Raw genomic sequence first — 21,503 nt, forward strand, 5'->3', positions numbered from 1 at the left:
TTACCTCATAAGCGAGACATCGATTGAAAAAGACACGCATATTGACGGCCATCGCCGCCGCCAGCGCACTGCTGTTGAGCCACCCGGCCCTGGCCCTGCCCAATACACAAGACACCCGCATGCTGAGCGAACCGGCCGTCTCCAGCCGCCATATCGCCTTCATCTATGCGGGCGATGTGTGGCTGTCGAACCTGGACGGCGGCGGCGCGCGGCGATTGACGTCCGACCTGGGCTACAAGTCCAACCCGGTGTTCTCGCCCGACGGCAGCCTGATCGCGTATAGCGCCAGCATCGACGGCAATGTCGACGTGTATGTGATCGCGGCGGCGGGCGGCGTGCCGCGCCGCCTGACTTTCCACCCGGGTGTTGATCTGGCGCAATCGTTCACGCCCGATGGCCAGGCCGTGATGTTCACTTCGCCCCGCGCCGCCTTCAATAACCGTTTCCAGAAGCTGTTGACGGTGCCGGTGGCGGGCGGCGTGGAAACGCAGCTGGAGATCCCCAACGCATCGCGCGCCACGTATTCGCCCGATGGCAAGCGCATCGCCTACAACCCGTTGGCGCCCGCCTTCAAGCAGTGGAAGCGCTACCGGGGCGGCACCAATTCCTGGCTGTGGCTGTTTTCGTCCAGCGACAAATCCATCGAAAAAATCCCCCAGCCGACTACGCGCTCGAACGACGTCGACCCCATGTGGCTGGGCGATACCGTGTACTTCCGCTCCGACCGCAACGGCGAATTCAATCTGTTTGCCTACGACGTGAAGACGAAGGCCGTGCGCCAGTTGACGCAGCATGCGGATTTCCCCGTGCTGAACGCGTCGGCGGCGAACGGCACCATCGTCTACGAGCAGGCCGGCTACCTGCACGCGTTTGACATCGCCAGCGGCCAGGCGCACAAGCTGAGCATCGGCGTGGCCAGCGACCTGGGGCAGACGCGCCCCCGCTGGGTCAAGAACGCGAAATATATCCGCGACGCCTCGATTTCGCCGTCGGGCGCGCGCATCGCCTTCGAGTACCGGGGCGAGATCGTCACCATCCCCGCCGACAAGGGCGACGTGCGCAATCTGACGCAGACGGCCGGCGCCCACGAGCGCACGCCCATCTGGTCGCCCGATGGCCGTTCGGTCGCGTATTTCTCGGACGAGTCGGGCGAGTATGAATTGCATGTGCGCTCGCAGGATGGCAAGGGCGCGGTGAAGAAACTCAAGCTCAATGGCAGCGGCTTCTATGACAACGCCGTCTGGTCGCCCGACAGCAAGAAGATCGCGTTTGCCGACAATGGCTGGAGCATGTACGTGATCGACGTTGGTAACGGCAAGGTGCAAAGAATAGCCACGGAACCGATGTATGGTGTCGACAAGAGCATGCGCGCCGCGTGGGCGCCCGATTCGCGCTGGCTGGCCTACACGCTCAATTCGCCCACTTACACGCGCAGCGCGTATATCTATTCCGTCGAGCAGAACAAGTCCATGCCGGTGACCGATGGCCTGTCCGATGTGGCCCAGCCCGTGTTCGACAAGAGCGGAAAATACCTGTACTTCTTCGCTTCGACGAATGCAGGCCCCAGCAACAACTGGTTCTCGCAGCAGAATGAAGACAACCTGGTGACGCGCACCGTATGGATGGCCGTGCTGCGGCGCGATTTGCCGTCGCCACTGATCAAGGAAAGCGACGAGGAAAAGGCGGCCGGCGCGGACGCCAAAATAGACACGGCGAGGGCGGAGCCGGAAGCGAAAAACGAGCCGAAGGTCGATCCGAAGACGGGCCGTGACGACCCGAAAGTGACCGTGGCGCCGGTGGCGCCGATCCACATCGATTTCGACGGCATTGCCACGCGCATCGTCGACCTGCCGCTGCCGGCCGCGCAGTTCTCCAGCCTGACCGCCGGCTCTGCGGGGCAGATCTTTTTGCTGCGCGAAAGCGATGGCAAGAAGGCCGTGCAGCGCTTCGATCTGAAACAACGCAAGGCGGAAACCGTGGTGGCGGAGGCCGATGATTTCGAGGTATCGGCCGACGGCAAGAAGCTGTTGTACCGCCACAAAGACAACTGGGCCATGGGTAGCGCCACGGGCAAGCTGCTGGCGCCAGGCGAAGGCAAGATCAAGGTCGACGCCATCGAAGTGAAAGCCGACCCGCGCGCCGAGTGGACGCAGATTTTCAACGAAGTCTGGCGCATCAACCGCGATTATTTCTATGATCCGGGCATGCACGGCGTGGACTGGAAAGCCATGCGCGACAAGTACGCCGTGTTCCTGCCCGAGCTGTCCAGCCGCGCCGACCTGAACCGCTTGATTCAGTGGATGTGCAGCGAACTGGCCGTGGGCCACCATCGCGGCGGCGGCGGCGACGATTTTATCGGGGCAAAGAAGGTGCCGGGGGGCTTGCTGGGCGCCGATTATGAAGTGAGCAATGGCCGTTACCGCTTCAAGAAGGTGTATGGTGGTTTGAACTGGAATCCGGCCCTGCGCGCGCCGCTGACGGAGCCGGGCCTGAACGTGAAGGCGGGTGAATATCTGCTGGCCGTCGACAGCCGGCCGCTGGCGCCTCCCACCAACTTGTACAGCGCCTTCGACAATACGGCCGGCAAGGCGATCGACCTCACTGTGGGACCATCGGCCGATGGCAAGGGCGCGCGCACCATCACGGTGGTGCCCGTGCCCAACGAGGATGCCTTGCGCAACCGCGACTGGATCGAGGGCAATATGAGCAAGGTCAATGCGGCAAGCAATGGCAAGATTGCCTACGTATACGTGCCCAATACGGCGGGCCTGGGCCACACCTATTTCAAGCGCTATTTCTTCCCGCAGGCGGACAAGCAGGCCATCATCGTTGACGAACGGTTCAATGGCGGCGGCAGCGTGGCCGATTACTATATCGAGATCTTGCAGAAGAAGGAAATCGCCTGGTGGACCATGCGTTACGGCGCCGACATGAAGACGCCGTCGGCCTCGATTCAGGGCCCGCGCGCCATGCTGATCGACGAGACGGCCGGTTCGGGCGGCGACCTGCTGCCGTGGATGTTCCGCAAAAATAAGCTGGGCCCGCTGATCGGCAAGGCCACCTGGGGCGGCCTGGTGGGCGTGTTGGGCTTCCCCGTGCTGATGGATGGCGGCTTCATCACGGCGCCTAACCTGGCGTTCTGGACGCGCGAGAATGGCTGGGGCGTGGAAAACGAAGGCGTGCCACCCGATATCGAAGTCGAGCAAACGCCAGCCGACATCATCGCCGGCCGCGATCCGCAGCTGGAAAAGGCGATTGAGGTGATCCAGGCCGAACTGGCAAGGAATCCGCCCGTGCGGCCTGCACGTCCTGCGTTTCCGGACAAGAGCAAGTAAGCTGTAAAGCAGGCATGTAAAAAAGGGGCGCAAGCCCCTTTTTTACATCACCGCCCACTGCCCCTTGATGCGTGCTTCCAGCGGCTTGAAGTTGATTTTATAGGCCATCTTCGGGCTTTGTTCGATCCAGTAGCCCAGGTAGATATACGGCAGGCCCAGTTCCTGCGCTTGGGCGATTTGCCACAGCACGTTGTAGGTGCCGTAGGAGGCGCCTACAACGTCGGGATCAAAAAAAGTGTAGACGGACGACAGGCCGTCGGCCAGCACGTCGATGATGCTGACCATGCGCAGCGTGCCTTCGGCATCGCGGAATTCCACCAGGCGCGTGTTGACCCGGCTTTGCAGCAGAAATTGCGCGTACTGGTCGCGGCTGTCCTGGTCCATGCCGCCGCCCGCGTGGCGCGTGCTCTGGTAGCGCAGGTACAGCTCGTAGTGCTCGTCGAGAAAGGACAGGCTGGCCACGCCCGCTTGCAGGTCGGCGTGCCGGTTCCAGGCGCGGCGCTGGTTGCGGTTGGGCGTGAAGGACTGCGCCACCACGCGCACGGGGATGCAGGCCTGGCAGCCGTCGCAATACGGTCGGTAGGTAAAAATGCCGCTGCGGCGAAAGCCGTTGCGCACCAGTTCCGAATACACGTCGCTGTTGATCAGGTGCGAAGGCGTGGCGACCTGCGAGCGGGCCTGGCGGTCGTCCAGGTAGCTGCACGGGTAGGGCGCCGTCGTGTAAAACTGCAGGGTGGCAAACGGTAGTTCGTTCAGGTGCGTCATGCTGATCCTGTCTGGTCTGTCCGCGGCAATGGAAATCTGCGTGAAGCTATCATAGCTTTTTTATGCCGCTGGCGCAGCCTGCCAATCGGTGATTTGCGCTGTTTCAATGGCGCTGCGTACATGGGCCAGGAAGCGCGCGCGCGAAATGGGCGCCGCGCCCAGCGAGGCCAGGTGTTTGGTTTCTTGCTGACAGTCAATCATGGCCACGCCGCGCGCCTGCAAAAAGCGCACGAGGTGCGCCAGCGCGATCTTCGAGCCATCCGAGACGCGGGCGAACATCGATTCGCCATAGAACATGCGCCCGATCGATACGCCATACGCGCCGCCCACCAGTTCACCATCGAGCCACAGTTCCGACGAGTGCGCGTAGCCCAGCTTGTGCAAGCCCGTGTAGCCGGCGATGATTTCGTCAGAAATCCAGGTGCCCGGGCCATCCTTGCGCGGCGCGGCGCAGGCGCGCATCACCCCTTCGAAATCACCGTCGAAGCGCAACTGCCAGCGCCCGTCTGTGGCGGCGCTGCGTTCGACCTTGCGCAGCGTCTTGGCCAGGCTGTCTGAGACCTTGAAGTCCTCCGTCATCAGCACCATGCGCGGATCGGTGCTCCACCACAGGATGGGCTGGCCTTCGGAAAACCAGGGGAAGATGCCGTGTTTGTAGGCATCGAGCAGGCGTGCGGGCGACAGGTCGGCGCCGGCCGCCAGCAGGCCGGGTGCTTCGTCCGTCAGGGCGCGCGAGACGTCGGGAAACGGGGTGTGGATGTCGAGCCAGGGAATCATGCGGCGTCAAAGTTGGCAGGTGGCAGGGGCTTACTCGGCATCCGTGCGCGCCATCGGGCGCGTGATGTCGCCCGTATGGACGCCATAGCTGCCGCCTTTGCGGATTTTCACGCGGTCGGCAAAGAACAGTTCCAGAGTGGCGCGAATGGTGGGAAAGGCCAGGTCATCCCAGGGAATCTGCGCTTCCGTAAACAGCTGCACGTCCAGGCTTTCGATGCCCGGTGCGAAATCGAGGTCGCGCAAACGCGCCAGGTAAAACAAGTGCACCTGGTGCACGCGCTGCACGTTCAGCATCGAAAACAGTGGACCCAGTTCGATATTGGCGCCCGCTTCCTCCACCGTTTCGCGCTCGGCCGCGTCGGAGGTCGTTTCATCGTTTTCCATGAAGCCGGCCGGCAGGGTCCAGTAGCCCAGGCGCGGCTCGATGGCGCGCTTGCACAGCAAGACCTGCAGCTGGCCATCTTCTTCCCAGACGGGAATCGAGCCGACCACCATTTTCGGGTTCTGGTAATGGATGGCGTCACAGTTGGCGCAGACATAGCGCAGACGGTTGTCGCCTTCCGGGATGGACAGGCTGACAGGATGGGCGCATTCGGAGCAGAATTTCATGGGCGGGCTTGGAGTAGGGATGGCATCAGCTAAGACGATAGTGTAACGCTTACTGTACACCGATTGCGCGCGGCGTGGCGTGACGGGCGGACACTATGCCAGCCGGCAATCGGCCGCAGCATGTAACGACGTTTTTAATTTAATGGCTCTATTGCAGCCGAAGTTGAGATAGCTATTGCCTAAGCCCCCTGTTTGCCCTTATAATTCGAGTGCGGGGTGGAGCAGTCTGGCAGCTCGTCGGGCTCATAACCCGAAGGTCACAGGTTCAAATCCTGTCCCCGCAACCAATACCTGAAAGCCGCTGACTCTTGAAAAAGATCAGCGGCTTTTTTCATTGCTGCCCAACGGCAAACGCCGGCAGGCGGGGCAGGCATGACATTGTCAAATCTTGCCCTTTACGCGGCGCAACAATCTGGTATATAATTCTGCTGCGGGGTGGAGCAGTCTGGCAGCTCGTCGGGCTCATAACCCGAAGGTCACAGGTTCAAATCCTGTCCCCGCAACCAATTCGAAGCCGCTGGTTCCTCGCAAGAGGGCCAGCGGTTTTTTCGTTTTAAAGTGCTTCGTTCCAAGGCGCTGCTTCTTGCTGCACTTGGCGCGCATACACCACCAGCCGCAAGTGGCGGTCCGCATCGATGGTCAGCGAGGTGTGCTCATAGGCGACCTTCTCGCCGTCGACTTCCAGGCGGCGCACGCCGGCGCACGGCGCATGCACGTCGTGGCGGCGCCACCATCGCTTGAATTCGGGCGAGACTTTTTCCAGTTCCTCCACCAGCGCGTGGATATCGGCTTCCTGCGCGGCGCGTGCGTAGTCGCGGCGAAAGCTCGACAGCATCAGCGGCGCCTGCTCTTCCCAGGCCATGAAGCGTGAGCGCAGCAGCGGATCGGTAAACAAGAGCCACAACAGATTGCGGCGCGAGGCAGCATGCGCACCGAAGCCAAACAGGGCATCCGCTTCGCCGTTAAACGCCAGCACGTCCCAGCGCAGGTTCAGCACATAGGCCGGATGCACCAGTTCGTGCATCAATCGGCGCACCGGCGGCGGCACCACGCAATACGTCTTGCCCTCTTCGGCAGGCGGACGCGCATGCGCCAGCAGGAACAGGTGGCGGCGCTCGCCTGCGTCCAGTTTCAGCACTTCGGCCAGCTTGTCGAGAAAGGCGCTGGAGACGCCGATGTCGCGCCCCTGCTCCAGCCAGGTGTACCAGGTCAACCCCACACCGGCCAGCGCCGCCACTTCTTCGCGGCGCAGTCCCGGCGTCCTGCGTCGTCCGCCGCCGGGCAAGCCGACCTCTTCGGGTGACAGCCGCGCGCGTCGCGCCTGCAGGTAGGCGGCCAGTTCGTGGCGGGTGCGGGCCAAAGTGCGCATGGTGCTGTCTTTCTTGTGAGCCTGTTGCTATCAGTAATAGCATAAACAGTTAAATTGTAATTGTTTATATTGTATTTCAGAATGCCTGCTTTCTTCCCGAAAGCTTGCCCATGTCTGACTCTTCTTCCTCCCGTGGCCTTGCGCCTGCCGCCACCGCGTTGCCGGCTACTGTCTACCTGATCGCCGTGGGCGCGTTCGCGCTGGGCATGGCGTCGTATGTGACGGCGGGCTTGATGCCGATGATCGCCGGCGCGTTTTCCATTTCCCTGGCGATGGCCGCACAACTGGTGACGGCATTTACCCTGGCCTACGGCCTCGGCTCGCCCCTGGCCGTGGCCATGCTGCCGGCGCGCGCGCAGCGCTCGGGCCTCTTGCTCGCCCTGGCCGTGTTCGTGCTGGCGAACGGGGCCAGCGCGCTGGCGTCCGGTTTCAGCACGCTGCTGGCATGGCGCGCCATTGCCGGCATCGGTGCCGGCGTCTACCTGGCGCTGGGCATCGCGGCGGCGGCCTGCGTGTCGGCGGCGCGGCAAAGGGGCAAGGCCATCGGCGTGATCATGGGCGGCATGGCCGGCGGCACGGTGCTGGGCGTGCCCCTGAGTTTGTTGCTGGCGCAGCAGCTGGGCTGGACGGCGGCCCTGTGGCTGGTGGCCATCCTCGGTGCGCTGGCGCTGGCGGGCTTGCTGTGGAAGCTGCCCCCGCTGCCGGCAGCACCGGCCATTTCATTGCGCCACAAGCTGGCCTTGCTGGCCGACGGGCAGGTGCTGGCCATCCTGCTGGTGTCCCTGCTGGCGGCGATTGCCAGCCTGGGCATGTACACGTTTATTGCGCCGCTGCTGGCGTGGTCCGCGCAGGGCGCAGCGCTTTCCGCCACGCCCTTCCTGTGGGCGTGGGGCGTGGGGGGGATCGTTGGCAGCGTGCTGGTCGGGCCATGGGCGGACAAAGTGGCGGCGCCGAAACTGACCCTGTTCATTTTGCTGCTGCTGGCGCTGGCCTTGTGCGCGCTGCCGCTGGCGGCCGGCTGGTCGGCGTGGCTGATGCTGGCGCCGATCACGCTGTGGGGCGCGGCTGGCTGGGCCCTGCAAGTGCCGCAAAACCAGCGGCTGCTGGCCGTGCGCGTGCGGCAGGGCGATGGCAACCTGGCCATCGCCCTCAACGAATCGGCGCTGTACCTGGGCAGCGCTATCGGCGCCGCCGCAGGTGGCTTGCTGCTCTTGCTCAACTGGCCCATGTGGTTGCTGGCGGCCAGCGCCGCCGTGGTGGCTGCTGCGGCGCTGTTGCTGCAGTTATTTCACGCGCGCCGGAACTAACGCTTCTTCGCCAGCTGCATGCCGACAGGCAGGGCGCGAATGCGCTTGCCCGTGGCGGCGAAGATGGCATTGCACAGGGCGGGCGCGATGGGCGGCGTGGCCGGTTCGCCTACGCCGCCCAGCTCCATGTCCAGGGTGCCCGGCACCAGGTGCGTGTGGATCACGCGTGGCGCATCGGCGGCGCGCAGCACGGCATAGTCGTGGAAATTGCTTTGCTCGACCCTGCCATTCTTGAAGCTGATCTCGCCGCTCATGGCCAGGGACAAGCCCATGATGCAGGCGCCCTCGATTTGCGAGCGCACGCGGTCCGGGTTGATCTGCGGGCCGCAATCCATGGCGATATCGACCCTGGGCACGCTGACTTCACCGGCCGCATTGATCTCCACCTCGATCACGGCCGCCACATAGGTGACGAAACTGTAGGATACGGCCAGGCCCAGTCCCCGTCCCTTGGGCAGCTTGCGGCCCCAGCCCGCCTTGGCTGTCGCCAGCTCGATCACGTGGCGCATGCGGCCTATGTCGACCGGATACTTCGCCGGGTCTTCGCCATAGTTCCAGCCATCGGACAGGTCGGCCGGGTTGATCTTGCGCGCGGGGCCCAGGAGTGCCAGCAGGTAGTCGCGATGGTCCTTTTTCGCTGCATGCGCCAGTTCGGCCGTGAACGACTGGATGGCAAACGCGTGCGGGATGTTCGACACGGAACGGAACCAGCCGATGCGCGTATGGGCCGGCACTTCGGGTACCTCGACGCGGATGTTCGCAATGGCGAAGGGCACGTTGATGGCCGACATGCCCAGCTCGAACGGCGCCTGCTTGTTCGCGCCGGCGGCAAAGGTCGAGGTGATGGTGGGCGCGGCCGTGCGGTGCAGCCAGGCCGTCGGCATGCCTTTGGCGTCGAGCGACGCTTCCAGCCGTTCGACGGACACCGTATGCAGGTAGTCGTGCTGCAGGTCGTCGTCGCGCGTCCACGTCAGCTTGACGGGTGCGCCATCCATGGCTTTCGACAGCAGCGCCGCCTCGACGGCGAAATCGGGTTTCGACTTGCGCCCGAAGCCGCCGCCGAGCAGGGTCACGTGCACGGTTACGTCGTCATACGCCAGACCCAGGGCCTTGGCCACGTTGCTGCGCGTCGCCTGCGGCGCCTGCACGCAAGCCCATACTTCGGCCTTGCCGTCGACGATGCGCACGGTGGCGGCGGGCGGCTCCATGGTGGAGTGGGCCAGGTGGGGCAGATAGTATTCGGCACTGAATTTGCGTGCGGCGGGAGCGGCGGCCAGGGTGTCCACCGTCTTGCCCTGGTCGCGTGCCGGGCTGGCCGGCTGGCGCACGGCCGCTTCCAAGGTCTTGCGGAAGGCCTTCGAATCGTAGCCGCCATTCGGGCCATCATCCCATTCCAGCACCAGTGCTTCACGGCCCTTGATGGCGGCCCAGGTGTTGCTGGCGATGACGGCCACGCCGCCCAGCGGATTGAACATGGCCGGCGGCGGGCTGCCTGCCAGTTCGACGATGCGCAGCACCCCAGGCACTTTCAGGGCCGCCGTCTTGTCCACGCTTTTCAGCTTGCCGCCAAATACGGGAGGGCGGGCGATGACGGCATACGCCATGCCATCGAGGCGCGTGTCGATGCCGAAGTGGGTGTTACCCGTGACGATGTCGTGCAAGTCAATGCCGCGCGTGCTGGTTTGTCCAATGTAGCGCAACTCCTCCGCTGTTTTCAGGCGGATGCGCGCGCGCGGCGGCACCGGCAATCTGGCCGCTTCTTCGGCCAGCGCGCCGAACGACAGCGAGCGCCCGCTAGCCGCATGCACGACGGCATGGTTGGCGGCTTTGACTTCCGTTACAGGCACGTCCCAGCGCACGGCGGCCGCCGTTTCCAGCATCAGGCGCGCCGTGGCGCCCACGTGGCGCATGGCGCGGAACGAGTGGCGCATGCTGCGCGAACCGTCCGTATCCTGACTGCCGTAGCGCGCTTCGTCGGCGGGTGCCTGCTGCACGCGCACCTGTGCCCAGTCGGCGCCCAGTTCATCGGCCGCCACCATGGGCAGGCTGGTACGGATGCCCTGGCCCATTTCGGAGCGGTGCGCCACGATGGTGACGATGCCGTCGCTGCCGATCGACAGGAAGACCAGGGCGTCGTCGACCACGCCGCCGGCCATCTTGTCGCCGCCGTATTTGACGGCGTCGGCCGCCATCACCAGGCCGGAAGGGCCGGCCACCAGGCTCAGGGCGGCCAGCGCGCCGGCGGCCTTGAGCCAGTTGCGCCGCGCGGGCGAATGTGCGGCAGGATTGTCGAGGGTGCTCATTGGGCCGCTCCTTTTGCGTTGATGCTGCTCGCAGCCTGCTTGATGGCCGCATGGATGCGCGTATAGGTGCCGCAGCGGCAGATATTGCCGCTCATCGCTTCGCGGATTTGCTGGTCGTCCGGCGCCGGCGTCTTGTGCAGCAGGGCCGTGGCCGACATGATTTGCCCGGCCTGACAGTAGCCGCATTGGGGCACGCCGTGTTCCTGCCACGCTTGCTGCAGGGCCAGACCGACTTTGTCTTCGCCCACGGCTTCGATGGTGGTGATCTTCTTGCCGGCGGCGGCCGACATGGGCGTCACGCAGGAGCGTATGGCCTCGCCATCGAGGTGCACGGTGCAGGCGCCGCACAGGGCCATGCCGCAGCCGAATTTGGTGCCGGTCATGCCCAGTTCGTCGCGCAGGGCCCACAGCAGGGGCGTGTCTTCAGGCAGGGCAAGGTCGTGCTGCTTGCCATTGATGTTCAGGGTCGTCATGTGTATTCCTCTGAGTGGGGATGGTGCGGGGAAGCGCGACGGCCATCCGCCATACGGATGAGCGCATCAGTATGGGATGGTAGCACCAGCGGCCCGTGGCTGCAGGGCGTGGGGCCGGTGGCCGCCGTCGGGTGCCACTAAGGCAACCTGCTTCAGCGCGCCTGCTCCAGCTGCGCGTACACGACGTCGGCGATCTTGCCCAGCGCCTGTTTGGGCAGGCTCGCCGAGAGGGCATAACCGAGCTGGCCGTCGATCCAGTAAAACACGCTCAAGTCTTTTTCCTGCGTATAACGGAAGGCCGTTTCCTGCCGGTCGGCACGCTCCTTGGCCACGTACAGGGTCAGGCGCTGGCCTTTGCCATCTTCATACATGAATTGCGCTACGGGGCCGTCGCCATCGCCGGGCAGCAAGCGTCCGCCGATCAGCTGGTAGCCGAGCGGCGACAGCGCGGGCGGCTGCAGTTTTGTGCCCAGGCGTTTCGACAGCCACTGCACCAGGTGCGCCTCCTGTTCGCCCCCCACCTCCACGGGGTGGCGCACTTCGGGCGTGTAGACGGCGTGGGCGATGGCGGCGTTGCGCGCCAGGGCCAGGGGGCTGGCGCTGGCATGCACGCGATCGTCGCCGCGCAGCAGCCAGCCGCCCATGCCGCCAGCCAATACCAGCACGATAGCCGCTGCCGCCTGCATGGCGTGGCGCTGCCAGGCGCCATTCGCCGCCGGCGGGGCCGCCGCCTGGCGCAGGGCCGGCGGCACGGCTTCGTCCAGCACGGGATCGAACAGGGCGCGCAACTGGCGGTTCTGCTCGCGCCAGGCGGCTACCCTGGCGGCGTCCTGGGGATGCGCGCGCAGGTGGGCGTCGATAGCCGTGCGCTGCTCCTCGGGCAGGACGCCGTCGGCCAGGGCGTGCAATTGCGCTTCGCTGATGGCTTGCGTTGTCATTTCACGACTTTCAGGGTGGGTGGGCCGCCGCCCTGGCTGGCGGCCGGGCGGCCGTCGAGCAATTCGCGCAGCCGCTCGCGTCCGCGCGACAAACGCGACATGACGGTGCCGACGGGGATGCCCAAGGCGGCCGCAACCTGCTCATATGGCATCTGTTCCAGTGCGACAAGCAGGATGACTTCGCGCTGCGCCAAAGGCAAACGGGCCAGCGCCGCATCCATCTCGCCGATGGCGATGGCCTGCCCCGGCGCGTACTCGGGCGCGGGTAGCACGGCGTCGTCATCGAGCTCCTGCAGCGCCAGGCCGGGGCGGCGCAATTGATCCACGTGCAGGTTGTGCATGATGGAAAACAGCCAGGGCCGCATCTCGCCGCTGCGCTGCCACTGGCCGAACTTGCGCCAGGCCCGCTCCACGGTGTCCTGCACCAGGTCGTCCGCATGCAGTGCGCCTGCCAGCGCGCGCGCATAACGGCGCAGGCCGGGCAGGCAGGCTTGCAGCTGGCGGCTGTCCTCTTGCGTGGTCATCGTCGGGGCGGGCAGGGCTGCTTACGGTTTGACGACGTGCCACACGTTCTTGAAATTGTCGCCGGCCACGTCGCCCGGCTTCTTGTCTTCCTTGTACAGATATAGTGGCTTGCCCTTGTAGGTCAGTTGCATGGCACCGTTGTCTTCGCGCTTGATGCTGCCATACGGGGCGGCGGGTGCCGCTGCGGTGGCGATGACGGCGGGCCAGGCCACCAGGCAGCCGCCGCTGCAGGCGCTCTTGCCGCTGTCGGCAACATCCTTGTCGAACACATACACGGTCATGCCGCTGGCGTTGACCAGCATGCCGTTGGCGGGCATGACGTCGGCGGCAAAGGCGAGCGGGGCGGACAGCAGGGTAGCGACGACGGTGGCAGCAAAAGTGGTAAAGCGCATGATGGTCTCCTTGAGGTGTATGGGGCTTGCAAGGGATAGACGCGTGGTGCTCTCTGTTTATTCCCCCGCTGGCAGATTTTTTTTTGGCTGCAGGCTGGCCCACAGATGGGCGGCTGCCATGGTGCGGTGCGGGGCGTACTGGCGCAGCCACTGCTCCGTGCGCGCCATGTCCGGTTTTACCTCTTCGCCGAGCAGTTTTTGCAGGGCGGCGCGGATGGCCACGTCGCCGTGCAGCGAACAGTCGGCGTAGCCGTAGCCGCGCAGCAGCGCGTAATTGACGGTCCACGGGCCGATGCCCTTGACGGCCAGCAGCGCCTGCGAGATGGCTGCCACGTCGCCGGACTGCGGCAGCTCAAGCGACAGCTCTCCGTCGTTGACGAGATGCGCCAGGCGCAGCACGGTTTCCGCCTTGGCGCGCGAGAATTTGCGGCTGGTCAGTTCTTCCACCGACAGGCGTGCCACGTCGCGCGCCTCCGGGTAGCACCACAAGCCGCTACCGTGCTGGCGTCCTGCCAGTAAAATGAAGGTGCGGCGCAGGGCGATGGCAAACGGCAGGTTGATTTGCTGGCCGATGATCGCCCAGGTCAGCGCCTCGAAGGGGCTGGCCGATTGCACGATGCGCAAGCCCGGATTGACGCGCACCAAAGGCGCCAGCAGCGGGTCGTCGGCGGCCAGTTGCGCGAATGGCTGCGGGTCGATGCGCAGGCCGAGGATGTTCAGGAGGGCGCTGTGCAGGGGCGGTTGAAGGTCGCCATCGCCACCGCCTTCGATGTCTGCCTGGCAGACGGCCGTACCGTCCGTGAAGGCGACGTCCAGTACGACGCGGGCACCTTGCAGCAAGATGCCCTTGCGCAGTCCCGTAGGCGTGAGCTGCTCCGCCACGGCTTGCGTATCGCGGCTGTGGAAGGCGATGACGTCGTCGCGGCGGTAGCCGGCGGGCAGGGGGAAAGTCCAGTGCAGCAGGGTCATGGTGGGCAGGAAATCAGGGGCGTATCAGGGAGGGTATCAGGGAGGGTATCAGGGAGGGTATCAGGGAGGCGATGCGGGCGCATCGCGTTTCTTGCTTTTTGCCTTTAGCGCGCGCAGATGTCGGTACTGGGCTGGCTCAGGGCCGCCGCGTGCTGGATCTGCAGTGCATCGGGCACGCCATTTTTTACGGCCGTCAGTTCAGCCAGGATGGAAATGGCGATTTCGGCCGGCGTCTTGCTGCCGATGTACAGGCCGATGGGGCCGTGCAGACGCGCCAGCTGTTCCGCGCTGACGTCGAACTGCAGCAGCCGCTCGCGGCGCTTGGCATTGTTGGCGCGCGAGCCGATGGCGCCCACGTAAAAGGCAGGTGACTTGAGCGCCTCCATCAGGGCCAGGTCGTCGAGCTTGGGATCGTGCGTGAGGGCGACGACGGCGCTGCGGCTGTCGAGCTTTAATTCCAGCACCAGGTCGTCGGGCATGGCGTGCAGCAGCGGTACGCCGGGCACGTTCCAGCCACTGCGGTATTCTTCGCGCGGGTCGCAGACGATGACGTGGTAATCCATGGCCGTGGCGATTTGCGCCACGAAGCGCGACAGCTGGCTGGCGCCGATGATCAGCAAGCGCCAGCGCGGGCCGTGCTGCGTGGTGAGCGCCCCGTCTTCCAGGGCCAGCACGGCGCCCGGCGCGGCGCGCTGCAGGGTGACGGCGCCGCTGCCCAAATCGAGGCGGCGCTCGACCAGTTCATGGGCTTCCAGGCGCGCCAGCAGTTCGGCCACGCGGCTGCCCGCATGCAGCGGTTCGATGGCCAGTTCGATGGTGCCGCCGCAGGGCAGGCCGAAGCGATGCGCTTCGTCGGCGCTGATGCCGTAGCTGACGATGTCGGGCCGCGTGCGCACGATGCCGTGCACGCGCACGGTGTCGATCAAATCATCTTCGATACAGCCGCCGGAGACGGAACCGACCACCGTGCCATCGTCGCAGATGGCCAGTGTGGCGCCCACGGGGCGGGGGCTGGAACCCCAGGTCTTGATGACGGTGACGAGTTCGCAGCGGTGGCCGGCGGCGAGCCAGGCTGCGCTGGTTTTCAGAACTTCAAGGTCGATGCTGTCCATGGGGCGCAGAAGGAAAGCCGCAGCTACGCGGCAAAGTATGGAAAAGTATTCAAGATTATGGATATACTACCTGCTCCACCACCCTGCGGAGAATTTTCATGTCAAATGAAGTCAAGACGCAAGAAGAGGGTATTCCCAAGTTCGGCAAGCTGCTCATTGTGCTGTTTTTAGCCGTGGTGTTTTGCGGCGCCCTGACCTGGATCATGGGCACCTATTTCCCGAACTTCCCCGGCGCCTGAGCAAACCTGCTGCATCAGGCGCCTTTGGCATTCAAGGCTTCAGCGGCTTCTTTGCCGCCTGCTTGGCGCGCACGTCGGCGACGGCGCGGTTGACGGCGGCCATGCGCGAGTTGGTGCCAGGGTGCAGGGCCGTGTAGCCATTGGCGACCGTGGCCGGCACTTGCGTGGCCAGGCGCTGCCAGAAGCGGGCCGCGTTGTCGATATTGTAGCCGGCGCGCGCCAGCAGGTAGATGGCCAGGGTATCGGCTTGCACGTCGAGTTCCTGCGGCATGGCCTTGATGCCGGCGGCGCCCGTCAGCATCGATACGTCGGGTTGCACGGCGCCCAGGCTGTCGATGATGCTGCCGGCCGTCCCTGCCGTGCGCTGGCTGCGCGCGTGGTCGAGGATGTTGTGCGCCATTTCGCGGGCGATCACGAAGGCGATGCCTTCGTCGTTTTGCGCCGCATTGAGCATGCCGCGCGTGAGCATGATGCGCGCGCCGTCCGAGTAGGCGTTGACATTGTCCGCATTGCCCAGGGCAACGCGGAAAGCGCAGGCGCGCGTGACGGGGATTTTGAGGTCCTGCTGCTGGCCATCGCGGCCGATGGTCATGGTCAGGCTCGCGCTTTTCGAGGCCAGCGGGCCGACGATGGCGCCGAACGGGCCTTCCGCTTTCGGGCCGGCCGGCAGCGGCTTGCCTTCGGCGGCCAGCAAGTCGTCGCCCTTGCGCAGGCCGGCGCGGGCGGCGCCGCTGCCCGGCAAGACGCCAGATACCTGCATCTGTTCGCCGTAGCCTAGCGCCGCCTGCGCCGCGTCGGCATAGGGACCAGGGTAGGAATATTTATTCTGCGCCGTAAAGCCCAGCAGGTTGCGCGCATATGACTTGCACAGGTCCGCATTGTTGATCAGCAGGGGCGCCGAGACTTTCGACAGGCGGTCCTGCAGCGCCACCATTTTCACCAGCTCTTCCTGCGCCGCCTTTTGCTGCGCCGTCGGCGCAGGCGCATCGGGCGCGGGTACGATATTGAACGGACCGCTGACATGCGTCGTCGGCGTAGTGCAGCCGGCGAGGATGGCCGCACTGGCCAGCAGGAGGGGAGTGGCCAATCGGCGCAGCGAAGTCTGGGCTGTGTTCAGATGGCGGAAACCTGGCATAAGAAAATCCTTAATGTTTGCCGGTGCTGCCGAAACCGCCAACACCGCGTTCGCTGTCGCCGAATTCCTCGACGACCTTAAAGCCCACTTGCAGCACCGGCACGATAATCAGTTGCGCCAGGCGTTCCATGGGATTGAGCGTGAAAGCGCTCTGGCCCCGGTTCCAGGTCGATACCATCAGCTGGCCCTGGTAATCGGAGTCGATCAAGCCTACCAGATTCCCCAAGACGATGCCGTTTTTGTGGCCCATGCCGCTGCGCGGCAAAATCATTGCCGCATACGACGGGTCGCCGATGTGGATGGCCAGGCCGGTGGGAATGAGCACGGTCTGTCCCGCTTCGATGGTGATCGCCTCGTCTATGCAGGCGCGCAGGTCCAGGCCGGCGCTGCCGGGCGTGGCGTAGGCTGGCAGCAGTTCTTGCATGCGGGCGTCGAGGATCTTGATATCGATATTTTTCATGAATCTGATTAACTGAGCTAAGTCGTATAGAGGGTTACTTGAGGAGCGAATTTTTTGCCAGGCGTTTCGAGATTTCCGAAATCAGCTGGCGCGCCAGGTTCAGTTTCGAGGCGCGCGGCAGCACGGTATGGCCTTCCTCGTCGAACAGGATGATGGTGTTGTCGTCCTGGCCGAAGGTGTTCTGGCCGATATTGCCGACCAGCAAGGGAATGCCTTTTTTCTCGCGCTTGGTCGAACCGAATTCCACCAGGTTTTCCGATTCGGCGGCAAAGCCCACGCAGTAGGGATAGCCGGCCAGGTTGGTGCGCGCCGCCACGGTGGCCAAAATATCGGGATTTTGCGCGAACTGCAGTTCCGGCACGGAGCCGTCGGCCTGCTTTTTCATCTTCTGTTCGCTGGCGTTGGCCACGCGCCAGTCGGCCACGGCGGCCACGGCGACAAAGACATGCTGGCCGTCGACGTGGGCCAGTACGGCATCATGCATCTGCTGCGCGCTTTGCACATCGATGCGGCGCACGCCAAACGGCGCGTCCAGGGCCGTGGGGCCGGAAATGAGCAGTACCTCGGCGCCCGCTTCGCGCGCCGCGCGCGCCACCGCATAGCCCATCTTGCCCGAGGACAGATTGGTGATGCCGCGCACGGGGTCGATGGCTTCAAAGGTGGGGCCGGCCGTGACCAGCACGCGCTTGCCCGCCAGGACTTTCGGCTGGAAGGCGGCGATCAGCTCTGTCAAGAGCTGTTCCGGTTCCAGCATGCGGCCCAGGCCTACTTCGCCACACGCCTGTTCGCCGGCGGCCGGGCCGAACAGCTTGATGCCGTCGTCGCGCAGCTGCTGCACATTGCGCTGCGTGGCGGGGTTCTGCCACATTTCCACGTTCATGGCCGGCGCTACCAGCAATGGCAGGTGGGCCGGGCGGGCCAGGCACAGGGTCGAGAGCAGGTCGTCGCACACGCCATGCGCGAGCTTGCGAAGAAAGTCGGCCGAACACGGCGCGATCAGGATGGCATCCGCATGGCGCGTCAAATCGATATGCGCCATGTTGTTGTCTATGCGCGCATCCCACTGGCTCGTGTGCACGGGCTGGCCCGACAGGGCCTGCATCGTCACGGCCGTGATGAAGTGGCTGGCCGCATCCGTCATCACCACTTGCACCGAGGCGCCGGCCTTTGTCAGCGCACGGCACAGTTCCGCCGCCTTGTAGCAGGCGACGCCGCCCGAGAGTCCCAGGACGATTTTTTTGCCGGACAATTCCATGCCGTTCTCCTGCGTGTTTATTTGTTTACCCGGCGCAGTTCATCGATGATGAACAGGGCCGCGCCGATGCAGATGGCGCTGTCGGCGATGTTGAAGGCGGGGAAATGGCCCCAGCTTTTCCAGTGGAAGTCGAGGAAGTCGACCACATGGCCGTAGATCAGGCGGTCGATGGCGTTGCCCAGCGCGCCGCCAAGGATCAGCGCCAGGGCCCAGCAGAACATGCGCTGGCCGGCGTGCTTTTTCAGCAGATAAATGATGTAGATGGCGGCCGCCAGGGCGATGCCGGTAAAGAAATAGCGCTGCCAGCCGCCCTGGTCGGACAGGAAGCTGAACGCGGCGCCCTTGTTATACGCGAGTACCAGGTTGAAATACGAGGTGATGACCATCTCTTGCGCATAGCGGAAGGTCTTGAGTATCGTGATCTTGGTGATCTGGTCGAACAGGATGACGATGGCGGCAATGCCCAGCCAGGGCACGAGCGACGATGAGGAAGACGATTTCGATGAAAAACGGTTTTTAGTGGCCATATTTTTCCAGGGAAGATAAAGCCGCCGCCTGGCAGCAGGCGGCGGTTGCAAGCGGGACGCAGGCAGCGCCCCGGGGTGACAGTCTATGCGAAACGGCGAGATTCGCCCTTTCCAAACAGATTGCTGACGCAGCGGCCGCACAGGGTAGCATGCGCCGCATCCGTGCCCACATCGCTGCGGTAGTGCCAGCAGCGCTCGCACTTCGGCGCCGTCGATGCTGCCACGACCACTTCCTCGGCCGCTTCCTCAAGCACTTCGACAACGCTGGCCTGCGAGGTGATGAAGACGAATTTCAAGTCGTCGCCCAGGGTCGTCAACAGCTTGTACTTCATCGGCGCAGCCTTGATCGTCAGTTCCGCCTGCAGCGAGGAACCGATGGCGCCCGAGGTGCGCAAGTCTTCCAGCTGCTTCGTCACGTCCGTGCGCACGGCGCGCAGTGCCGTGTATTTTTCCAGCAGGTTGGCGGCGTCCGCTACTTCCGGCAGCTGCCACCAGGTTTGCGTGAAGATGGTTTCATCGCTGGCGGCGTAAGCCTCGGCGCCAGCGAAGACGGCCCACGCTTCCTCTGCCGTGAACGACAGGGCCGGGGCCATCAGGCGCAGCAGGCTTTGCGTGATATGCCACAGTGCGGTTTGCGCCGAGCGGCGCGCTTGCGAGCTCAAGGCGGAGGTGTACAGGCGGTCCTTCAGGATGTCCAGGTAGAAGCCGCCCAGGTCTTCCGAGCAGTAGGTCTGCAGCTTCGAGACCACGGGGTGGAATTCGTAGCGCGCGTAGTTGTTCTCGATTTGCGTTTGCAGCGAGGCCATGTTGGCCAGCGCATAGCGGTCGATTTCGAACATCTCCGCCACCGGCACGGCATCCGTGGCCGGATTGAAGTCCGAGGTATTGGCCAGCAGGAAGCGCAGGGTGTTGCGGATGCGGCGGTACGATTCCGTCACGCGTTTCAGGATTTCGTCGGAGATCGACAGCTCGCCCGTGTAGTCGGTCGAGGCGATCCACAGACGCAGGATGTCGGCGCCCAGGGTGTCCGAGATTTTTTGCGGCGCCAGCGTATTGCCCAGCGATTTGGACATCTTCTTGCCTTCGCCATCGACCGTGAAGCCGTGCGTCAGCAGGGCTTTATACGGTGGACGGCCATTCAGCATGGACGACACCAGCAGCGACGAGTGGAACCAGCCGCGATGCTGGTCCGAGCCTTCCAGGTACAGGTCGGCCGGGAATTGCAGTTGCGTCGAATGCGAGCCATGCGCTTGCGGGCCGCCCAGCACTGTCTGGTGCGTGGCGCCGGAATCGAACCACACGTCCAGCGTGTCCTTGTTCTTGGCGTAGATGGCCGCTTCGTCGCCGATCAGGTCTTGCAAGTCCAGCGCCTGCCATGCCTCGATGCCGTCCTTTTCGATCAGCTTGGCCACTTGCTCCAGCAATTCCGGCGTGCGCGGATGCAGGTCGCCCGTTTCCTTGTGCACGATGAAGGCCATCGGCACGCCCCACTGGCGCTGGCGCGACAAGGTCCAGTCGGGACGGTTGGCGATCATGCCGTGCAGGCGCGCCTGGCCCCAGTCCGGGAAGAACTCGGTGTCGGCGATGCCTTTCAGGGCCGTCTCGCGCAGGGTCGGGCCGCCGTCTTTCGGCGTCACGTCCATGCCGGCGAACCACTGCGACGTGGCGCGGTAGATGATCGGCGTCTTATGGCGCCAGCAGTGCATGTAGCTGTGGTCGAACATCTTGACTTCGAACAGCGCACCCGCTTCGCGCAGGGCGTTGCAGATCGGTTTCGATGCTTCCCAGATGGTCATGCCGCCGAACAGGGGCAGGGTCGAGGCGAACTTGCCGTCGCCCATGACGGGCTTGATGATGTCGTCGTCCTTCATGCCGTGCGCCTTGCACGAGATGAAGTCGTCCAGGCCATAGGCGGGCGCCGAGTGCACCACGCCCGTGCCGCTTTCCGTGGTCACGTATTCGGCCAGATACAGCGGCGACAGACGGTCATAGAAAGTGTCGGCCGCGTGCAGCGGGTGACGGAAGCTGATGCCGGCCAGGGCCGCGCCGTCGCAGGTAGCGATCGTCGTGCCTTCGAGCTTGAAGCGCGCCAGGCTGGCCACGACCAGGTCTTGCGCCAGGATCAGCAGCAGCGGCTGGCCATCGCGCTCGGTCTTCACCAGCGAATACTTCACCTCCGGGTGCACGTTCAGCGCTTGGTTCGACGGGATGGTCCACGGCGTGGTGGTCCAGATGACGATGAAACCGTTATCCGTCGGCAGGGCAGGCAGGCCGAAGGCGGCCGCCAGTTTTTCCGGCTCGGCGAATTTGAACCCGACGTCGATGGCGGGATCGCGTTTTTCCGCGTATTCCACTTCCGCCTCGGCCAGCGCCGACTGGCAGTCGAAACACCAGTTGACCGGTTTCAGACCACGGTAGACATAGCCTTTTTCCAGCAGCTTGCCCAGCGCGCGCAATTCGTCCGCTTCATTGCCGTGCGCCATGGTCAGATACGGGTTGTCCCACTCGCCGAGCACGCCCAGACGAATAAAGTCCTTCTTCTGGCGCTCGACTTGCACGTTGGCGTAGGCGCGGGCCTTTTCCAGCACGTCGGCCGTCGGCAGGTTCTTGCCGTGCAGTTTTTCGATCTGGATCTCGATCGGCATGCCGTGGCAATCCCAGCCTGGTACATACGGTGCGTCGAAACCGGACAGCGAGCGCGACTTGACGACCATGTCTTTCAGGATCTTGTTGACGGCGTGGCCCAGGTGGATGTCGCCATTCGCGTACGGCGGGCCGTCATGCAGGATGAATTTCGGACGGCCGGCGGCAGCCTTGCGCACGCGCTCGTAAATTTTCTTGTCTTGCCATTGCTGTACCCATTGCGGTTCGCGCTTGGCCATGTCGCCGCGCATCGGGAACGGGGTTTCCGTCATGTTGACCGGGTATTTGCTTTCAGGCTTCTTGTTCTGCTTGGGCGTGGCTGGCTTGTTTTGATCGGACATAATCTTCTTTAATGGTGTGGAGTATATTT

Annotated in this window: 19 protein-coding genes and 2 tRNA genes; 5 read left to right on the forward strand and 16 right to left on the reverse strand. The window is 64.2% G+C overall.

Going from position 1 to position 21,503, the window contains the following annotated elements:
* Positions 1-23: 23 nt before the first annotated feature.
* Entirely contained in the window at positions 24-3,335 is a 3,312-nt protein-coding gene (locus K0F85_RS04120) for a S41 family peptidase (protein ID WP_219114671.1), read from the forward strand.
* 42 nt (positions 3,336-3,377) lie between these two features.
* Here K0F85_RS04120 and K0F85_RS04125 read toward each other — a convergent pair whose 3' ends face one another.
* From K0F85_RS04125 to K0F85_RS04135, 3 genes are read right to left on the reverse strand one after another with little or no spacing between them, the layout of a single operon-like run.
* Positions 3,378-4,100, reverse strand: a complete 723-nt coding sequence (locus K0F85_RS04125; protein ID WP_219114672.1) for an arginyltransferase — start codon at positions 4,098-4,100, stop codon at positions 3,378-3,380.
* Between the two features lie 60 nt (positions 4,101-4,160).
* Entirely contained in the window at positions 4,161-4,877 is a 717-nt protein-coding gene (gene aat / locus K0F85_RS04130; RefSeq protein ID WP_219114673.1) for a leucyl/phenylalanyl-tRNA--protein transferase, read from the reverse strand.
* 30 nt (positions 4,878-4,907) lie between these two features.
* Positions 4,908-5,486, reverse strand: a complete 579-nt coding sequence (locus K0F85_RS04135; protein WP_219114674.1) for an NUDIX hydrolase — start codon at positions 5,484-5,486, stop codon at positions 4,908-4,910.
* A gap of 210 nt (positions 5,487-5,696) precedes the next feature.
* On the opposite strand from K0F85_RS04135, the gene K0F85_RS04140 reads away from it, so the two are divergent.
* Both K0F85_RS04140 and K0F85_RS04145 read left to right on the forward strand, forming a co-directional pair.
* Positions 5,697-5,773: transfer RNA gene (locus K0F85_RS04140), tRNA-Met, on the forward strand.
* A 142-nt stretch (positions 5,774-5,915) separates the two neighbouring features.
* Positions 5,916-5,992 (forward strand) — tRNA-Met (locus K0F85_RS04145).
* Between the two features lie 47 nt (positions 5,993-6,039).
* Here the strand turns inward: K0F85_RS04145 and K0F85_RS04150 are convergent.
* Positions 6,040-6,855 carry a helix-turn-helix transcriptional regulator gene (locus K0F85_RS04150; protein ID WP_219114675.1) on the reverse strand — a complete coding sequence of 272 codons (816 nt, stop codon included), beginning with the start codon at positions 6,853-6,855 and terminating at the stop codon, positions 6,040-6,042.
* A 110-nt stretch (positions 6,856-6,965) separates the two neighbouring features.
* Between K0F85_RS04150 and K0F85_RS04155 the strand changes: the two genes are divergently transcribed.
* On the forward strand, positions 6,966-8,162 hold the full coding sequence (locus K0F85_RS04155) for an MFS transporter (protein WP_219114676.1): 1,197 nt from the start codon (positions 6,966-6,968) through the stop codon (positions 8,160-8,162).
* On the opposite strand, the gene K0F85_RS04160 is transcribed toward K0F85_RS04155, so the two are convergent.
* The 7 genes from K0F85_RS04160 to K0F85_RS04190 form a co-directional block, all read right to left on the reverse strand.
* A complete protein-coding gene (locus K0F85_RS04160; protein WP_219114677.1) occupies positions 8,159-10,465 on the reverse strand; it encodes a xanthine dehydrogenase family protein molybdopterin-binding subunit in 2,307 nt (768 codons plus the stop codon). The genes K0F85_RS04155 and K0F85_RS04160 overlap by 4 nt on opposite strands.
* The gene (locus K0F85_RS04165; RefSeq protein ID WP_219114678.1) at positions 10,462-10,938 is read right to left on the reverse strand and encodes a (2Fe-2S)-binding protein; all 477 of its coding nucleotides are present in this window, start codon (positions 10,936-10,938) and stop codon (positions 10,462-10,464) included. Before K0F85_RS04165 ends, K0F85_RS04160 begins: the two co-directional genes overlap by 4 nt.
* A gap of 152 nt (positions 10,939-11,090) precedes the next feature.
* The gene (locus tag K0F85_RS04170) at positions 11,091-11,876 is read right to left on the reverse strand and encodes an anti-sigma factor (protein WP_219114679.1); all 786 of its coding nucleotides are present in this window, start codon (positions 11,874-11,876) and stop codon (positions 11,091-11,093) included.
* Complete coding sequence (locus K0F85_RS04175) at positions 11,873-12,400, reverse strand: RNA polymerase sigma factor (RefSeq protein WP_219114680.1); 528 nt, start codon at positions 12,398-12,400, stop codon at positions 11,873-11,875. The genes K0F85_RS04170 and K0F85_RS04175 overlap by 4 nt, the downstream gene beginning before the upstream one ends.
* Positions 12,401-12,421: 21 nt before the next feature.
* Positions 12,422-12,793: a hypothetical protein gene (locus K0F85_RS04180; protein WP_219114681.1), complete on the reverse strand. Its 372-nt coding sequence runs from the start codon at positions 12,791-12,793 to the stop codon at positions 12,422-12,424.
* Between the two features lie 57 nt (positions 12,794-12,850).
* Positions 12,851-13,762 carry a DNA-3-methyladenine glycosylase gene (locus K0F85_RS04185; RefSeq protein WP_219114682.1) on the reverse strand — a complete coding sequence of 304 codons (912 nt, stop codon included), beginning with the start codon at positions 13,760-13,762 and terminating at the stop codon, positions 12,851-12,853.
* A gap of 104 nt (positions 13,763-13,866) precedes the next feature.
* Positions 13,867-14,874, reverse strand: coding sequence for an XdhC family protein (locus K0F85_RS04190; protein WP_219114683.1), 1,008 nt, complete (start codon positions 14,872-14,874; stop codon positions 13,867-13,869).
* A gap of 98 nt (positions 14,875-14,972) precedes the next feature.
* Between K0F85_RS04190 and K0F85_RS04195 the strand changes: the two genes are divergently transcribed.
* A complete protein-coding gene (locus tag K0F85_RS04195) occupies positions 14,973-15,113 on the forward strand; it encodes a hypothetical protein (RefSeq protein ID WP_162835767.1) in 141 nt (46 codons plus the stop codon).
* A 31-nt stretch (positions 15,114-15,144) separates the two neighbouring features.
* Here K0F85_RS04195 and K0F85_RS04200 read toward each other — a convergent pair whose 3' ends face one another.
* The 5 genes from K0F85_RS04200 to ileS all read right to left on the reverse strand — a co-directional run bounded on the left by K0F85_RS04200 (position 15,145) and on the right by ileS (position 21,474).
* A complete protein-coding gene (locus K0F85_RS04200; protein WP_219114684.1) occupies positions 15,145-16,248 on the reverse strand; it encodes a M48 family metallopeptidase in 1,104 nt (367 codons plus the stop codon).
* A gap of 10 nt (positions 16,249-16,258) precedes the next feature.
* Positions 16,259-16,708 carry a dUTP diphosphatase gene (dut, locus tag K0F85_RS04205; protein ID WP_219114685.1) on the reverse strand — a complete coding sequence of 150 codons (450 nt, stop codon included), beginning with the start codon at positions 16,706-16,708 and terminating at the stop codon, positions 16,259-16,261.
* A gap of 34 nt (positions 16,709-16,742) precedes the next feature.
* Positions 16,743-17,963, reverse strand: a complete 1,221-nt coding sequence (gene coaBC, locus K0F85_RS04210) for a bifunctional phosphopantothenoylcysteine decarboxylase/phosphopantothenate--cysteine ligase CoaBC (RefSeq protein ID WP_219114686.1) — start codon at positions 17,961-17,963, stop codon at positions 16,743-16,745.
* A gap of 17 nt (positions 17,964-17,980) precedes the next feature.
* Positions 17,981-18,490 carry a signal peptidase II gene (gene lspA, locus K0F85_RS04215; RefSeq protein ID WP_101482446.1) on the reverse strand — a complete coding sequence of 170 codons (510 nt, stop codon included), beginning with the start codon at positions 18,488-18,490 and terminating at the stop codon, positions 17,981-17,983.
* An 83-nt stretch (positions 18,491-18,573) separates the two neighbouring features.
* Positions 18,574-21,474, reverse strand: coding sequence for an isoleucine--tRNA ligase (gene ileS / locus K0F85_RS04220; RefSeq protein ID WP_219114687.1), 2,901 nt, complete (start codon positions 21,472-21,474; stop codon positions 18,574-18,576).
* Positions 21,475-21,503: the final 29 nt, after the last annotated feature.

Source organism: Janthinobacterium sp. UMAB-56 (assembly GCF_900095265.1).
In the GTDB taxonomy this organism is placed as follows: domain Bacteria; phylum Pseudomonadota; class Gammaproteobacteria; order Burkholderiales; family Burkholderiaceae_D; genus Janthinobacterium.

Coding starts and splice junctions, on each gene's coding strand:
- K0F85_RS04125 (WP_219114672.1), bottom strand. CDS start 4,100: ATGACGCACCTGAACGAACTACCGTTTGCCACCCTGCAGTTTTACACG.
- aat (WP_219114673.1), bottom strand. CDS start 4,877: ATGATTCCCTGGCTCGACATCCACACCCCGTTTCCCGACGTCTCGCGC.
- K0F85_RS04135 (WP_219114674.1), bottom strand. CDS start 5,486: ATGAAATTCTGCTCCGAATGCGCCCATCCTGTCAGCCTGTCCATCCCG.
- K0F85_RS04150 (WP_219114675.1), bottom strand. CDS start 6,855: ATGCGCACTTTGGCCCGCACCCGCCACGAACTGGCCGCCTACCTGCAG.
- K0F85_RS04155 (WP_219114676.1), top strand. CDS start 6,966: ATGTCTGACTCTTCTTCCTCCCGTGGCCTTGCGCCTGCCGCCACCGCG.
- K0F85_RS04160 (WP_219114677.1), bottom strand. CDS start 10,465: ATGAGCACCCTCGACAATCCTGCCGCACATTCGCCCGCGCGGCGCAAC.
- K0F85_RS04165 (WP_219114678.1), bottom strand. CDS start 10,938: ATGACGACCCTGAACATCAATGGCAAGCAGCACGACCTTGCCCTGCCT.
- K0F85_RS04170 (WP_219114679.1), bottom strand. CDS start 11,876: ATGACAACGCAAGCCATCAGCGAAGCGCAATTGCACGCCCTGGCCGAC.
- K0F85_RS04175 (WP_219114680.1), bottom strand. CDS start 12,400: ATGACCACGCAAGAGGACAGCCGCCAGCTGCAAGCCTGCCTGCCCGGC.
- K0F85_RS04180 (WP_219114681.1), bottom strand. CDS start 12,793: ATGCGCTTTACCACTTTTGCTGCCACCGTCGTCGCTACCCTGCTGTCC.
- K0F85_RS04185 (WP_219114682.1), bottom strand. CDS start 13,762: ATGACCCTGCTGCACTGGACTTTCCCCCTGCCCGCCGGCTACCGCCGC.
- K0F85_RS04190 (WP_219114683.1), bottom strand. CDS start 14,874: ATGGACAGCATCGACCTTGAAGTTCTGAAAACCAGCGCAGCCTGGCTC.
- K0F85_RS04195 (WP_162835767.1), top strand. CDS start 14,973: ATGTCAAATGAAGTCAAGACGCAAGAAGAGGGTATTCCCAAGTTCGGC.
- K0F85_RS04200 (WP_219114684.1), bottom strand. CDS start 16,248: ATGCCAGGTTTCCGCCATCTGAACACAGCCCAGACTTCGCTGCGCCGA.
- dut (WP_219114685.1), bottom strand. CDS start 16,708: ATGAAAAATATCGATATCAAGATCCTCGACGCCCGCATGCAAGAACTG.
- coaBC (WP_219114686.1), bottom strand. CDS start 17,963: ATGGAATTGTCCGGCAAAAAAATCGTCCTGGGACTCTCGGGCGGCGTC.
- lspA (WP_101482446.1), bottom strand. CDS start 18,490: ATGGCCACTAAAAACCGTTTTTCATCGAAATCGTCTTCCTCATCGTCG.
- ileS (WP_219114687.1), bottom strand. CDS start 21,474: ATGTCCGATCAAAACAAGCCAGCCACGCCCAAGCAGAACAAGAAGCCT.